At 24.9% G+C, this 15996-nt stretch carries 12 protein-coding genes and 1 riboswitch; of the genes, 9 read left to right on the top strand and 3 right to left on the bottom strand.

The window, feature by feature from the left end; translation table 4 throughout:
* Positions 1-73 precede the first annotated feature (73 nt).
* Entirely contained in the window at positions 74-2461 is a 2388-nt protein-coding gene (gene lon / locus AAHM82_RS05890) for an endopeptidase La (RefSeq protein ID WP_342264821.1), read from the top strand.
* 130 nt (positions 2462-2591) lie between these two features.
* A complete protein-coding gene (locus AAHM82_RS05885) occupies positions 2592-3572 on the top strand; it encodes an IS1/IS1595 family N-terminal zinc-binding domain-containing protein (RefSeq protein WP_342264820.1) in 981 nt (326 codons plus the stop codon).
* Positions 3573-3716: 144 nt separating this feature from the next.
* On the opposite strand, the gene AAHM82_RS13690 is transcribed toward AAHM82_RS05885, so the two are convergent.
* Together AAHM82_RS13690 and AAHM82_RS13685 are read right to left on the bottom strand one after the other, a co-directional pair.
* Positions 3717-4109, bottom strand: coding sequence for a transposase family protein (locus AAHM82_RS13690; protein WP_425289007.1), 393 nt, complete (start codon positions 4107-4109; stop codon positions 3717-3719).
* Positions 4106-4546 (bottom strand): transposase family protein, encoded by a 441-nt coding sequence (locus tag AAHM82_RS13685; protein WP_342263396.1) that lies wholly within the window; start codon positions 4544-4546, stop codon positions 4106-4108. The genes AAHM82_RS13690 and AAHM82_RS13685 overlap by 4 nt, the downstream gene beginning before the upstream one ends.
* Positions 4547-4810: 264 nt before the next feature.
* A riboswitch (cobalamin riboswitch) is annotated at positions 4811-5001 on the top strand.
* A 667-nt stretch (positions 5002-5668) separates the two neighbouring features.
* Between AAHM82_RS13685 and AAHM82_RS05875 the strand changes: the two genes are divergently transcribed.
* The 6 genes from AAHM82_RS05875 to AAHM82_RS05855 all read left to right on the top strand — a co-directional run bounded on the left by AAHM82_RS05875 (position 5669) and on the right by AAHM82_RS05855 (position 13209).
* Complete coding sequence (locus tag AAHM82_RS05875) at positions 5669-5926, top strand: hypothetical protein (RefSeq protein ID WP_342264818.1); 258 nt, start codon at positions 5669-5671, stop codon at positions 5924-5926.
* A gap of 761 nt (positions 5927-6687) precedes the next feature.
* A complete protein-coding gene (locus tag AAHM82_RS05870; RefSeq protein WP_342264817.1) occupies positions 6688-11157 on the top strand; it encodes an ABC transporter permease in 4470 nt (1489 codons plus the stop codon).
* Between the two features lie 30 nt (positions 11158-11187).
* Positions 11188-11820 carry a hypothetical protein gene (locus AAHM82_RS05865; protein ID WP_342264816.1) on the top strand — a complete coding sequence of 211 codons (633 nt, stop codon included), beginning with the start codon at positions 11188-11190 and terminating at the stop codon, positions 11818-11820.
* Between the two features lie 43 nt (positions 11821-11863).
* The gene (locus AAHM82_RS13680) at positions 11864-12304 is read left to right on the top strand and encodes a transposase family protein (protein ID WP_342263396.1); all 441 of its coding nucleotides are present in this window, start codon (positions 11864-11866) and stop codon (positions 12302-12304) included.
* Complete coding sequence (locus tag AAHM82_RS13675; RefSeq protein WP_425289022.1) at positions 12301-12693, top strand: transposase family protein; 393 nt, start codon at positions 12301-12303, stop codon at positions 12691-12693. The genes AAHM82_RS13680 and AAHM82_RS13675 overlap by 4 nt, the downstream gene beginning before the upstream one ends.
* Positions 12694-12987: 294 nt before the next feature.
* Positions 12988-13209 (top strand): hypothetical protein, encoded by a 222-nt coding sequence (locus AAHM82_RS05855; RefSeq protein ID WP_342264815.1) that lies wholly within the window; start codon positions 12988-12990, stop codon positions 13207-13209.
* A 351-nt stretch (positions 13210-13560) separates the two neighbouring features.
* Here the strand turns inward: AAHM82_RS05855 and AAHM82_RS05850 are convergent.
* Positions 13561-14672 (bottom strand): IS3 family transposase gene (locus tag AAHM82_RS05850; RefSeq protein ID WP_342264814.1). Its coding sequence is split into 2 segments (ribosomal slippage): positions 13561-14429 and positions 14429-14672, totalling 1113 coding nucleotides; the frame shifts between segments, so codons are not numbered across the junction.
* A 225-nt stretch (positions 14673-14897) separates the two neighbouring features.
* Here AAHM82_RS05850 and AAHM82_RS05845 point away from each other — a divergent pair.
* Positions 14898-15881 carry an IS1/IS1595 family N-terminal zinc-binding domain-containing protein gene (locus AAHM82_RS05845; protein WP_342264813.1) on the top strand — a complete coding sequence of 328 codons (984 nt, stop codon included), beginning with the start codon at positions 14898-14900 and terminating at the stop codon, positions 15879-15881.
* The last annotated feature ends 115 nt before the right edge of the window (positions 15882-15996 follow it).

The following is a 15996-nucleotide window of genomic DNA, read 5'->3' as shown; positions in this document are numbered from 1 at the left end:
TTTAATATTGCAAGTGCTAAATTTTTATTATATAATGTAAGTAAATCTGTTTTATGGAAGTGGAGGTATCATAATGATAGATAAAGAACAAATAAAATCTTTGGAAAATATTCCTGTTTTGGTTACACGAGGTAGTTATATTTATCCTGGATTTGAGCAGGTTTTAGAAATTGGTCGTAATAAATCATTAAAGACTATTGAAGTGGCTAAGGATAATTTTGATAATCAAGTTATTTTAGTATCACAAAAAAAACCTTTAGATGATGAACCAACAATTGATCAAATATTTGATGTTGGAGTTATTGCTAATTTAAAAATAAAAAAAGTTTGGGAAGAAGGTTCATTTACGGTTAATTTTAAGTCACTTAATCGGGTTAAATTATTGAATTTAAAAGATAATGGTACTTATTATGAAAGTGATATTGAGATTTTAGAATCAAATCATGAAGGTAGTGTTGAAGAATTAGTCCAAAAAATTACTAATAATTTAACAGGATTATTGGAAATGCAAGAAGGTCTTCCTGAAGATATCTTACAAGAGATTAAGGTAAATATTAATAGTAGTCCTGGAGAAGTAATTGATACATTAGCACAGTTTTTACCTTTTTTACCATTAGATAAAAAACAAGCTATTTTAGAAGAGTTGAATGTTGAACAACGCTTGAATCTTTTAGTTGATAATGTTAATAGTCGCAAGCAAACTGGTGAAATTGATCAAAATATTTCTGAAAGAATTAAAGTTAGAATTGATGAACAGCAAAAGAAATTTTATTTACGAGAAAAACTTGAAGCAATTAAAGAAGAATTAGGTGAAATTGATGATGATAGTAATGAGATGAAGAAATATTTAGATCGTCTTCAAAAAGAACCATTTCCTGAAAATATTAAAGTTCGTGTTAAGGAAGAAATTAATCGTTATGAACTGATGCCACAAGCATCAAGTGAAGCTAATATTATTAGAACATACATTGAATGGGTAATGGCGATTCCTTGACACGAAGAAAAGCAAGAAATTGAGGATTTACCATTTGCTTTACAAACTTTAGATAAATATCATTATGGTTTGGAAAAAGTTAAAGAGCGAATTATTGAACATTTAGCTGTTAAACAAATGACTAAATCATTAAAAGGACATATTATTTGTTTAGTAGGTCCTCCCGGAGTAGGAAAAACTTCTCTTGCTAAGTCAATTGCTGAAGCAACAGGAAGAAATTTTGTGAAGTTATCATTAGGTGGTGTTCGTGATGAATCAGAAATTCGTGGTCATCGAAAAACATATATTGGTTCAATGCCAGGAAGAATAATCCAATCAATGAAACGAGCTAAAAGTATTAATCCTTTATTTTTGCTTGATGAAATTGATAAGATGGCTAATGATTATCGTGGTGATCCTGCTAGTGCGATGTTGGAAGTATTAGACCCAGAACAAAATTTTGAGTTTTCTGATCATTACTTAGAAGAAAATTATGATTTGTCAAAAGTAATGTTTATTGCTACGGCTAACTATATGGAAGATATTCCCGAACCATTATTAGACCGAATGGAAATTATTCAATTATCGTCGTACACAGAAATTGAAAAAATGGAAATTGCTAAAAATCATTTAATTGCTAAAGTATTGCAAGGTAATGGTTTAAATGAGCAGTTATTAAAATTTGAAGATGGTGCAATTAAAGAAATTATTAAATATTATACTCGAGAAGCTGGTGTACGACAGTTAGAGCGATATTTGCATCAAATTGCGAGAAAGTTTATTGTTCGTTATTTAGCTAAACATTTAAGTGATGAATTAGTGAATATTGAAAAGGTTAAGCAATATCTAGGTAAACATAAGTTTGAATATACTGAAAAAGAAGGAACAGCTCAAATTGGTGTTGCTACTGGTTTAGCATATACTGCTTTTGGTGGCGATATTCTCTCAATGGAAGTAAATTTCTTTTCTGGTAAAGGACAGTTAGTTTTAACAGGAACTTTAGGTGATGTTATGAAGGAATCAGCAAATATTGCTTTGGATTATTTAAAAGCTAATAGTAAGAAGTTTAATATTGATTCCAAGTTTTTTAGTAATAATGATATTCATATTCATGTTCCTGAAGGGGCAGTGCCTAAAGATGGACCTTCAGCGGGGATTACAATAACAACAGCAATAATTTCTGCTTTAACTAAAAGACCTGTGTCTAGTGATGTTGGAATGACTGGGGAAATAACTTTACGAGGAAATGTTTTACCGATTGGTGGTTTAAAAGAAAAATCAATTTCTGCTCATCGTAGTGGGATTAGTACAATTTTAATACCTGATAAAAATATGAAAGATTTAGATGATATTCCTAACGAGGTGTTAAATGAATTAAAAATTATTCCGATTAAACATTATGAAGAAGTATATAACTTTATTTTTAATTCTAATTCAACAATAACATCTACTGATGTTATTACTGATGCTGTAGCAGTTGCTGCGTAATTATGAAGATAATTAATACTATGAAGAAATTCTTTATAGTATTTTTTTAATTTTGTCGAAAACTCTTGATATTTATTGAATATACTTAATTTTAGGTATATTTTTAATATGATAGAGGTGGATAATAATTATGGAAAAAATAATTCAAGAACTAGTAAATACTTTAACAGATGATCAATTTTTAGAATTTTATGAAAAAGTCAAACAACAAGCAGAATTAATAAAAAAACAAAAACGTTTAAATGAAATTGATCAAAAATTTAGAGCGCAAGGTATTAAATGCCCTAAATGTGAATCTTACCATTGCGTTAAAAATGGACATAATTCAGAAGGAAAACAAAAATATTTATGTAAAAATTGCCGTGCAAGTTTTGACGCTTTTCGTAATCATTTTATTTATTGAAGTCATTTAAATTATGAACAATGAAATTTATTGATTCAAATTTCATTGCTGGGGCAATCTAGTAAAACAATTTCTCGTTTTATTAAAACTACATTAAAAACTGCTTGATATAATCGTCAAAAATTAATGAAATCAAAACAATTAGAAAATACCCAATTAAAATTTAAAAAATTATCTGGTAAAATCCAAATCGATGAAACATTTATTAAAGAAATCCATAAAGGAAATTTCAAATATAAAACTGATCCACGAAGAATTCACCTTGACCCATTCGCAACTAATACTAAATGCTGTATTCAAATGGTAATTGATAATAATAACAATATTTATGTTAAATCCACAAACACCAAACGTTTACAAAAACAATGAGTTATTGAAAATATGAACAAAGAATTAATTAACGAAAATTCAATTATTACTTCTGATATGCAAAAATTATATTTTTTAGTAGCAAAACAAACAAATTCTACTTTATGTGTAACTAAAACAACAATTAATCCTGAAGCTAGTTATCGTAACTTAAATAAAATCAGTAAATTACAATCTAGTCTTAAAGAAGCCTTAATTCATTATCATGGTTTAGGTTTTACTAATATTCAAAATTATTTAAATCTCTGAAAATGAAAATACCAACATAAGGGTTTAACTCCAAACCAACAAACAGCGGTATTATATTTTAATAGACTTCTTGCAAAATTAATATGATAATTATAATTTTTAAATTTAAAATAAATATAAAAGTGTTATTAAAATAATTTTTAGATTATTTTTACAAATATTTTGTCATTAAAACATAATAAAAATTATTATTTACAATAAAAAAAGACTGAAATTTTAAATTATCAAATATATTTAAACTAATAGTTGTAAATTATAAATTGAAGCTATTAAATTAAATCTTAAAGCAAATCTTTTTCTACGATTTCGATATTTTTCACTAATAATTTTAAATTTTTTAAGTATAGCAAAAACATTTTCAATAACAATTCTCATTTTTGAAATTCGCTCATTATTTTGCTTTTCTTCTTTATTTAAAGGGTTTTTCTTTGATTTTCTTTTAGGAATTAAAACATTATGATTAATTTTTTGTATGCCTTGATAACCTAAATCCACTAAAACAGTTGTTTCTGGTAAAAATTTAATTTTTGAATCTTTTAAAATTTTAAAGTCATGGTTTTTACCATAAGAAAAATCAGAACTAATAATTTTTTTACTATCTTTTTCAATTATAATTTGTGTTTTTATTGTGTGTTTTTTCTTTTTTCCTGAGTAGTGCTGTTTTTGTCTTTTTTTGGGCGTTGGATTTGGCTTTCAGTTACATCAATTATAACAGTCTTATCTTTGAAATAATCTTTTAATAGTGATTTTTGACCAGTAAGTTGTTGAAAATTAGGGTGTTTTATTAAAGTGTCTTCAATTCATTTGATATTTCTATAACAACTACTTTCACTAATATCATAACTTTTTGCAATATGAAAATAAGTTCTATATTCTCTTCAATATTCTAAAGTCATTAAAATACGATTTTCTAATGATAATTTATTGGTTCTTCCGCGACGAAATCTCTTTTTTAATTCTTCTATTTTTAAAATTTCTAGCATTTTATTAAAAGTAGTATGTTTAATACCAGTTAATCTTAAAAAATTTTTATCACTTATTTGATTATTTTTTTTAAATTTCATTTAAATTCCACCTTTTTATTAAAAACAACAATTCAATTATATTTTAAATTAATTTTGCAAGAAGTCTAATGTATAAAAAAGTTAAAGTAAAAATAGTAATTTTACATAAAAGCCTTTTAAAATTATCAAGTTGATGATTTTTTTATTTTATCAAGAGTTTTCGACAAAATTAAAATATTTTTTATATTGTGATTATTTTTAAAATATTTTTTAAAAATAAATGTGAGTTAGTTATTTTTATTGTAAGATTACTTTATAAATAAATAAAAATATTTTTTATAAGGTTAATTGCATTTAATGTAATTAATTAAAAGGGAATTTAGTGTAATTCTAAAACTGTCCCAGCAACTGTAACATTGACATTAATTATATAAATCATTGAAAAGTTATTTTTGAGAAGGCATAATTAGTGAGTGAAATTAAGTCAGGAGACCTACCTTAGAAAAAATTATTTAAATCTCCTGGGGATGGGTTATTAAAAAATGATTTTAATTTGCGACTACTTCTAAAATTTATTTTTTAATCTTAAACCATCACCTAGTGGTGGTTTTTGTTTATAGTCAGGAGGCAATGATGAAATTAAATATTTTTAAATCAACAGTAGTTAGCATGGAAGAAGATAGTTATTGTGTTAAAAAACTAGTTTTATTTTATTATCATTTTTATCAGCAATGGTTATTTGTGTAAAATTTTTATTAGGTAATATTGCCGGTGTAGAATTAGTATCGTTTTTGCTGTGCTTGTATGGCCTTTATTTTCTTTTACGAGATAGTATTTTTATTGTTACCATTTTTAACTTGTCAACCAATGTTATTATATGGTTTTAGTACTTGAAATTTAGTATATTGATTAATATTTCCTTTTGATATTTTAGTTATTAAAATTTTGAAAAAACAAATTAATAATCGTTATAGTTTTGCTGTTATTGTTGGAACATTAAGTTTTTTAATTATGTTCTGATATTTTCTTAGCGATTTGTTATTTTTTGATTTAACATATGCTGTTGTCGGGTTAATATCAGCATTACCGATTGCATTAATGTGGGATTTGTTACTAATTTCTTAGTGTCATTATGACTGTTTAATCCTTTAAAATAAGTTATTTAATGCTAATATGCGTTTAATGTCGCAAAACTATTTATCAGTTAATATTAAAGATAATATTAATGTTATTAGTGCTTTTTTAACAGTGACATTTTCAGTAAGTATTTTTGTAATCATATCGTTAATAATGCTTAATAATCATCAATTTATAAAATGATCGCAAAATGTTAAAAATATTTTAACTAATGATAAATCGTTAAATAATAGTTATGACTATGCGTTTAAGCAAGGAATATTAACTAGTGAAGATTATTTTACTTTTTATCTCACAGTTTAGCACCTAATGAGTGTGGGATTGTTGCTATTTATGATGAAAATAATATTTTTAAGGCACGAATCAATAATTGTAGTGAAAATTATAAGACATTACAAAATATTATTTTTAATAAAAATATAATGACAACACCAAATCAGTTTTATTTTAATGATGTTAGTTCTAAATATAATAAACATTATGGTCGCTTTGTTAGTGATTTATGAGCTTTAAAAGCTGGGAAATGACAAAAAATTAATTCTGGGAATACTTTTGTCCGTTTATTTTTACTAAGGATATTAAAAGTGCGTATGGAGTAATGGACGTGAAACTTAAAAATAAGGAAATTTATCAGTTAACATATTGATTATAATAATAAAGAAAAATTTTTGGAAGGGAAATGTCATTACTAATGATTAATAACATTACTTATTATCCAAAAAATTCTTTAATTCATAAATGAGATCCCCGAGTTAAATTAATTGCTATTTTACTTTTAATAATTATTTCGTTATTTAAAATTAAGTTTTTAATTTTGTCGAAAACTCTTGATAAAATGGTAACGAATAAAAATGACAACAACAAGAAAGGCAGGGTTAGTTTAGTAATTAAATAATATAATTAGCTGATTGTTTTACTTCTTCAAAGCAATACCTAAGAAAACTAAACGCGACCCCTAATTCTTACAAGGTTGTGGTTCATAAATAAGTTGATATAATTATTTATGTTAAAAAATATTTATCTTTTTTATATAATAATTTATTAAGTTGAGGTTAGATACATTTATGAAACATTGAAAATGAAACAAATTATTTAAGCAAGCCTTTTGAGGAGCATTTAAACATAAAATTCAAATTATTTCATTAATTTTATTAACTATTATATTGTCAACGACAATTACTTTAACTTGAATTACGACAAGATGATTCTTAGATGGTGAAACAGCAATGAATAGTGCTACAACACCATTTAATTATAGTTATCGCTTTAATAGTAAAAATAGTCCTACTATTCAAAGCATATCACCAACATTTAACATTTGTGCTACTTTTAGTAAAAGTTCATTAGCAGAATCTAATACTAGTAAAAATATAAAAGATAACAGTACACCAATGCTTACCATTGCGAAAAATGAAAATGATCCTACGGGGTGTTTATTACCATTAATATCAGAAAGTTTAGATATTACCGAAAAAATAACAAGTGATAATAATATCACAATTGAAAATATTTCCTTTAAAAATTTACTAAAATGAGAAAAAATTAATACAAATAGTCTCGCTTTTAAAAATTCACTCTTTGGTCAAATTTTACATAAAAAATATCATGACATTCCTAATAACGAATTTAAAATATTATATGAACAATATGCAACTTTGGTTGAACAATACATTAACCCAATTTTTGCCTTTTATTTATTTAATCTTTATAAAGCTAATAGTGATAAACTTAAATATCCAAAAAAAACAACCGATGCTGATTATCTTGATAAAGTTAAAACATTTAAAGAAATATTTTTAAGAGACTTTGTTAATGCTCGTAATGGCGACAGTTGAATAAGAGATATAAATAATGAAACTGATTTATCTAGTGATAATGTTCCAATTTTTGGGGGCGGAATTAATATTTTTCAACAATTAACAAAAGAAGATTATGAAAAAAGGTTTCCTCAGGCAACAAATTTTAATAACAAAGCTTTTTTTAAACAGGGTTTTAAAGGCGATTTAGGAAATATTTTAATGAATATTAACAAAGATAATAATGAAATTAATTTTCAACTAACAAACGACCACATAAATGATAATAAGGATAGTAATTATCTCGATGTTGCCAAATATCTAACACTTCCGATTGGTGGAACATCTTTAAGAAATAATTGAGATATTTCGCAAGCAATATGAAATCACCATAATAAATTAGTTGGCTTATTAAGTAACTTTAATGTCAATTTACGCCAAGAGTATTTATTTTCTGATTTTGCTACTAATATCCGTTATCGTGTAATTAGTATTAATCCTAATAATGACCCTAAAAAAAATAATATTAAAATCATTAGTGGCACTTATCCTACTGGTGCTAATCAAATTGTAATTAATCCTCAGTTTGCTGAAAAATATAATTATAAAATTGGTGATACTCTTAAAATTGGTAGCTATAAATTAATAATTACTGGCATTGGTGGCGATAACTTTACATCGTTACCTGTTGTTCATCCAATAAATTTTCTTCCCAATTCAGCAAAAGAAATCGTCTTATTCGTTAACCACCAATTATTTATTCGTGATGAATTCATTCGTTATAGTGATATTGAAGATATATCTAATGTCTATTTAACATACACAGGAAATCATATTGCCAATGATTTCGAATTATTTCGACTTTTTCTTAATGATAATTTAAAAAAAAATAATAACATCATTGAAACTGTTTATCAAAAAATGTTAGCTTACAATAACAACTCGCAAGACATTCAAAAAATTACTCAAGATTTAAAAACAACTTCAACGATTGAAAATAGTGACAGTAACAATTACATTAATCGTGGTTTTAATTCATTACCAACAATTACTAGAACATATACTTGATTTAGTATTATTATTGTTATTTTTATGACAATGTTAACAGTTTTTGCAACAGTATTAATTATTAGAAAAACCGTTGAACGCAATGCAACACAAATTGGTGTTTTGAAAGCATTAGGCTATGAAAATAAAACAATTATTGGTTCATATTGATCTTATGCCTTAATAACAACAATTCTTGCTATACCCATTGGTTGAATTATTGGTAGTGTTTTACAAATAGCCGTAATGAAAATTTTTGAAAATTTCTTTACAATTCCAAATAATATTTTTTATTTTGATGTCATTCCTTTTCTAATTGCTTTGGCAATTAATATCATTGTAATTTTAATTACCGTAACAATTACTGCTTATAAACAAGTAGCAAAAAATACAATTACCCTATTACGACCTAACAGTGATAATAAACCTTCAAAAACAATTTCTGGCATCCACAAAAGATGATTTGCATTTGGAAGCTTTAAAACTCGGTTTCGTTTGGCATTGGCATCAGTTTCATATAAGAAAATTATTATTATGTTTGTAACAATTCTTATTGCTTCATTCACTATCGCTATTGCCTTAATGATCCCCGCTGCTGTTCGCAGTCTTGATGATTCTTATTATGGACTTTTAAAATATCAAACTAATGCTGAATTTCAACAACCGATTAGTAATATCCCCACAACTCGTTATAATTTATACCCTTGAAAAGGGATTGATGCTCAAAATCAAAGTCTTGATTACCCAATTACTGAAATTCGTCCAGTAGCTGATTACTATAAAGATGCTCCTGCTAATTCTTGAAAAAAACTTAGTGATAATACCCAAAACATTAATTTAGACAATATTTTAAAACAAATTGCTTATAATTATTATTGAACAGGTGGCAGAGGAATTTCTTTAGGCTGATTAGAACAAATTTCTAAGGATTTTAATAATAATCCCAAACTTTCAGGATTATTATCCACAATTATTTGTCCAATGGTAAACACTATTTTAACAACTAATGCCAAAATAAATACTAGTGATAACTGAAGAACCTGTACAATGAATGCAATTGAAACAGCTGTTCCTTCCTATATTAAAGACTTTCTTAATATTTCTGGAAGAAAACAACGCTTAACAATTACTCATAATACTTTACCTTATAATGCTAATGAAGATGAATTATATACATATTATGATGCTAACTTAAATAATGTCGCTTTTAAAACACTAGGAATAAAACCAAATAGTGATATGATTGCATTAAAAGAGAGTTCAAAATATATCCAAGAAGAAAAATGACTTGATAAGATTCCAACAGTTATTAATCGGGCAATGCAAATAAAACATAATTTAAAAGTTGATAGTATTTTTGAAAGTGAAGTTCAACAAAAACAATTACAATATATGAGTGCTAATAATAAATGATATCCTGCTCACACTTCATTTTGAATTTATCGTGATGAAAATAACTCTGAAAATATCTATAATATGCCTTTAGATAAATGAAGTATTAATGATAATAACTCTCCTTATGGTTGAACTAACCATTATGGTTATAAAGAAAACGATATTGGTGATGATGACATTGCTAAAAGTTATCGTAACTTAAATGAAATAATTTTACGATTACCCAAAGAAGAAATCATAATTGATAATATCAAATACCCAGCAATTAAAGACGAATTTTTAAAAGAAATTATTAATGCAAAAATACCAACAAATAATAATAAATTTGTTATTGAACAATCACCCGACAATAAATGATGACATATTAGACCCTTTGTGCCCTTTGCTACTAAAAATAAATTCGTTGATGAAACCTTTATGACATCAGCACTAAATCTCTTAAATCAATCATATGACAATCCATTATGAAATATTTTTATTGCCATACTAGACAGTAAAACTATTGGTAATAAAGAAATACCTAAAATTCTAAAAATTGATAATACCCCAATACCGCAAAAAGTTAAATATCAAGTTAAAGCAATTCATGAATCTTATGGTGAATTAAAAATTTATGTTAATCAACGAGTTGCTAATCAAATTCTTGGTTTTAATGCCACAACAAGTAGTGACATTTATAAAAAAGATCCTTTTAATAATGAACCATTATGATTTAATGGTCGGTTATCATCTAATCCTGAATTAACTGATGTTACTAGTAGATATTCAACAACTTCAATTCTTGGTGATTATTCAATTGCTAGTTTAAATGATAATGTTGCTAACACTGTTACTAACAGTGAACTATTAACAGTAAAACGAGAATTAATCAAAAACTTAACAACAGTAGCTTCTAGTATTGCTGTCATCTTTATTTTAGGTTCAATTAGTCTATCCGTAATTATTGTTATAATGATTTCTAATCTTCTTGTCCATCAGTTTGCTAAACTAATGGCTATTATGAAAATTCAAGGATATAAATATCGTGAAATTAATAGTTTAACTTTATCAATGTTTATTCCAGCTGCTATTATGGGATTTATCGCTGGATTTATCGGTGCTTGATTTATTTGTCAAGGTACCTTATGAGCTATTGGAATTTTTACTGGATTCATTATTCCCCTATATTTCCAATGATGACTTTTACCAATAACATTAGCAACAATTACAATTATTTATACACTGATTTATATAATTTCAACTGAAACATTAAAACGAATGAATGTACTTGAATTAGTAAAAAGTAGTGACGAATAGGTTATTTAAAGTAGAAAGGATGCAAAACTAATGAAAAAAATATTTCCAACTTATAAACAAGCATTTTTTTCAATGTTTAAAATAAAAGTTCAAATGATTTTATTAATTTTGCTAACAATAATTCTCACTGCTCGTATTAGTCTCGCTATGTCTACAATTAATAATTTAAAACAAAGTAATAATTTTATGGGGCAAGAAGTAAAATATGATTATTATTATAAATTTAATTTTTCTAACACTGATTTTACAGAAAGTAATAAATTAACAGTTAGTGACTTTAGTATTAGTAATAATCCTAATGATGATAGTCTAATAAAATTAGAAACTAAAAATGTGCAACTAATAACTAAAAAAGTTAACGAGCAATATACTATTGATGATATTAAACTAGTTAATTATTTAAAATGAGAACAAATTAATCATCAAAGTTCTTATTTTCAAAAATCAATTATTGGAAAAATTCTTAAAGAAAAATATCATCATGCCATTAACAATATTGAATTTAAACAACTTTTTAATAAATTTATTAATGTAATTGATATATATTTTTCATCATTACTTAATAAGATGTTATGAAATTACTATATTAACATTTATAAAAATAATCCAAATTTTTTTCAATATCCATCTGATAATAATAGACTTCTTGCAAAATTAATTTAAAATATAATTGAATTGTTGTTTTTAATAAAAAGGTGGAATTTAAATGAAATTTAAAAAAAATAATCAAATAAGTGATAAAAATTTTTTAAGATTAACTGGTATTAAACATACTACTTTTAATAAAATGCTAGAAATTTTAAAAATAGAAGAATTAAAAAAGAGATTTCGTCGCGGAAGAACCAATAAATTATCATTAGAAAATCGTATTTTAATGACTTTAGAATATTGAAGAGAATATAGAACTTATTTTCATATTGCAAAAAGTTATGATATTAGTGAAAGTAGTTGTTATAGAAATATCAAATGAATTGAAGACACTTTAATAAAACACCCTAATTTTCAACAACTTACTGGTCAAAAATCACTATTAAAAGATTATTTCAAAGATAAGACTGTTATAATTGATGTAACTGAAAGCCAAATCCAACGCCCAAAAAAAGACAAAAACAGCACTACTCAGGAAAAAAGAAAAAACACACAATAAAAACACAAGTTATAATTGAAAAAGATAGTAAAAAAATTATTAGTTCTGATTTTTCTTATGGTAAAAACCATGACTTTAAAATTTTAAAAGATTCAAAAATTAAATTTTTACCAGAAACAACTGTTTTAGTGGATTTAGGTTATCAAGGCATACAAAAAATTAATCATAATGTTTTAATTCCTAAAAAAAAATCAAAGAAAAACCCTTTAAATAAAGAAGAAAAGCAAAATAATGAGCGAATTTCAAAAATGAGAATTGTTATTGAAAATGTTTTTGCTATACTTAAAAAATTTAAAATTATTAGTGAAAAATATCGAAATCGTAGAAAAAGATTTGCTTTAAGATTTAATTTAATAGCTTCAATTTATAATTTACAACTATTAGTTTAAATATATTTGATAATTTAAAATTTCAGTCTTTTTTTATTGTAAATAATAATTTTTATTATGTTTTAATGACAAAATATTTGTAAAAATAATCTAAAAATTATTTTAATAACACTTTTATATTTATTTTAAATTTAAAAATTATAATTATCATATTAATTTTGCAAGAAGTCTAATATTGAAATTTTTAAACAATATTTAATTACTAATTGACTAGCAGAACCAAATCGCAGTTGAAAAAATAAAACTAATATTGCTAAATCAGTAACTACAAGGACAATTGAAAATAATATTTTAATGCAAATGCAAAATGAATTAGCAGGCATAGCTACTAATTTTAAAGTGACAACAAGAAGAGAATTTATTCTTACTGATTTAGCAAGTAACTTTAATTATCGCTTTGTTAACATTGATAGTCTTAATCCTCATTCCTTAAAAATTATTCAAGGCACAACTTCAAACGCTAGTAATCAAATTGTTATTAGAGAGTCCGCAATTTGCAAAATTACGAGGCTATAATATTGGTGATAAGATTAAAATTGGTGATTTTAATCTTATAATTACTGGTATTGGCGGTGATAATTGAACAGTTTTACCCCTCCCTTCTACTAATCAATTAAATCCAATTCCTAATTTATGCCAATGAACCAATAATTTTTTTAATTTTGTTGAAAAATCTTGATAAAATAAAAAAAATCATCAACTTGATAATTTTAAAAGGCTTTTATGTAAAATGGACGCGTAAAGTTTTGTTAGGTGGAAAAATATTTGATTAATTTTGAAAGAAAAGTAACTACAATTTAATTATCGTTTTATTTGAAAAATAAGTAATAAAACAAAATGGAATGGCAACCCTTTTTAGGACACTTTTTATGTAGACTGGTATTTTCTAAATTCAACGGGAGTTAAATAATTTAAACTGCCATGAATTCGAATATTGTTATATCAATTAACAAAATCAAATAGTTCGCATTTTAATTGTGTTAAGTTTGCAAATTTTTTACCGTTAATAAATTCAGTTTTAAAGGTTTTGTAAGTTGCTTCAGCAACAGCATTATCATACGGGCATCCTTTGGTACTTAATGATCTTTGAATTTTAAAGGTTATTAAAATTTCATCAATGATTTTATTTTTGAATTCATTACCACGATCAGTATGAAATAAAGTTATTTTATTTAATGGTCGTGTTATCTTGTGAAAAGCTTGTTGAACTAGTTCAGCAGTTTTATTTGGTCCAGCACTATAGCCAATTACTTCGCGATTAAACAAGTCAATTAATAAACAAATATAATGTCATTTAGTACCAACTTGAACATATGTTAAATCACTAACAACAACTTCATTGGGTTTTTGGTCATTAAATTGACGATTTAAAACATTATTAATTTGGTCATTATTAACTGTTTTTTCATGATTACGATATTTTAATTTGGTGTATTTAGAAATCAAATTATTTTTGATCATAATGAATCGGATTTTTCGTCGTGATAAGATGATATTTTTTCTTATTAAAACAGCTTTAATTTTACGAGCACCATAAATCTTACGACTTTTATTAAATGCACTGATAACTTCTTGTTCATAATTATTAATATCAAACTTAGTGCATTTATTAGTTTGATAATAATATGTTGATTTTAGTAAACCTAAAATCTTACATATTTTCCTCACTGAATATTTAGTTTTGTTGTTATTAATTATTGTTATTTTTTGCCGATTATCAGTGCTGCTTGCTTTAAAATGTCATTTTCCATTCGTAATTGTTGGTTTTCTTTTCGCAAGTAAATTAATTCATTTTCTTCGACAGTGCGATTATCTTTTGCTTTAAATGACCCAGAATTATTATAATTTTTAACTCAACTATAAATAGTTGGTTTTGGTAAATTATATTCTTTCCCTAAATTAATAACACTTTTGCCATTTTTGTATAGCATTACAATTTGTTTTTTAAATTCTTCAGAGTATGAGGTTTTATTTCCCATTTTTATATTCCTTCTTTCTTAATAATTTTGAAGTCTATATAATTATGGTCCAATTTATTGTAGCCTATCCAAAATATTTAATATTAACAACCATAATCTTAATAAAAGGTTATAAAAACTAAGTAAAATGCTTATAAAAACAACATTAAAATAATTTTTTATTTTAATTTTGTCGAAAACTCTTGATATTTATTGAATATACTTAATTTTAGGTATATTTTTACTATGATAGAGGTGGATAATAATTATGGAAAAAATAATTCAAGAACTAGTAAATACTTTAACAGATGATCAATTTTTAGAATTTTATGAAAAAGTCAAACAACAAGCAGAATTAATAAAAAAAAACAAAAACGTTTAAATGAAATTGATCAAAAATTTAGAGCGCAAGGTATTAAATGCCCTAAATGTGAATCTTACCATTGCGTTAAAAATGGACATAATTCAGAAGGAAAACAAAAATATTTATGTAAAAATTGCCGTGCAAGTTTTGACGCTTTTCGTAATCATTTTATTTATTGAAGTCATTTAAATTATGAACAATGAAATTTATTGATTCAAATTTCATTGCTGGGGCAGTCTAGTAAAACAATTTCTCGTTTTATTAAAACTACATTAAAAACTGCTTGATATAATCGTCAAAAATTAATGAAATCAAAACAATTAGAAAATACCCAATTAAAATTTAAAAAATTATCTGGTAAAATCCAAATCGATAAAACATTTATTAAAGAAATCCATAAAGGAAATTTCAAATATAAAACTGATCCACGAAGAATTTACCTTGACCCATTCGCAACTAATACTAAATGCTGTATTCAAATGGCAATTGATAATAATAACAATATTTATGTTAAATCCACAAACACCAAACGTTTACAAAAACAATGAGTTATTGAAAATATGAACAAAGAATTAATTAACGAAAATTCAATTATTACTTCTGATATGCAAAAATTATATTTTTTAGTAGCAAAACAAACAAATTCTACTTTATGTGTAACTAAAACAACAATTAATCCTGAAGCTAGTTATCGTAACTTAAATAAAATCAGTAAATTACAATCTAGTCTTAAAGAAGCCTTAATTCATTATCATGGTTTAGGTTTTACTAATATTCAAAATTATTTAAATCTCTGAAAATGAAAATACCAACATAAGGGTTTAACTCCAAACCAACAAACAGCGGTATTATATTTTAATGTATAAAAAAGTTAAAGTAAAAATAGTAATTTTACATGGTCGCGTTTAGTTTTCTTAGGTATTGCTTTGAAGAAGTAAAACAATCAGCTAATTATATTATTTAATTACTAAACTAACCTTG

Origin of the sequence: Spiroplasma endosymbiont of Clivina fossor (assembly GCF_964031115.1) — a bacterium.
In the GTDB taxonomy this organism is placed as follows: Bacteria; Bacillota_I; Bacilli_A; order Mycoplasmatales; family Nriv7; genus Nriv7.
The sequence above is the reverse complement of the archived record's forward strand: the minus strand, read 5'-3'. Positions and strand labels throughout refer to the sequence as shown.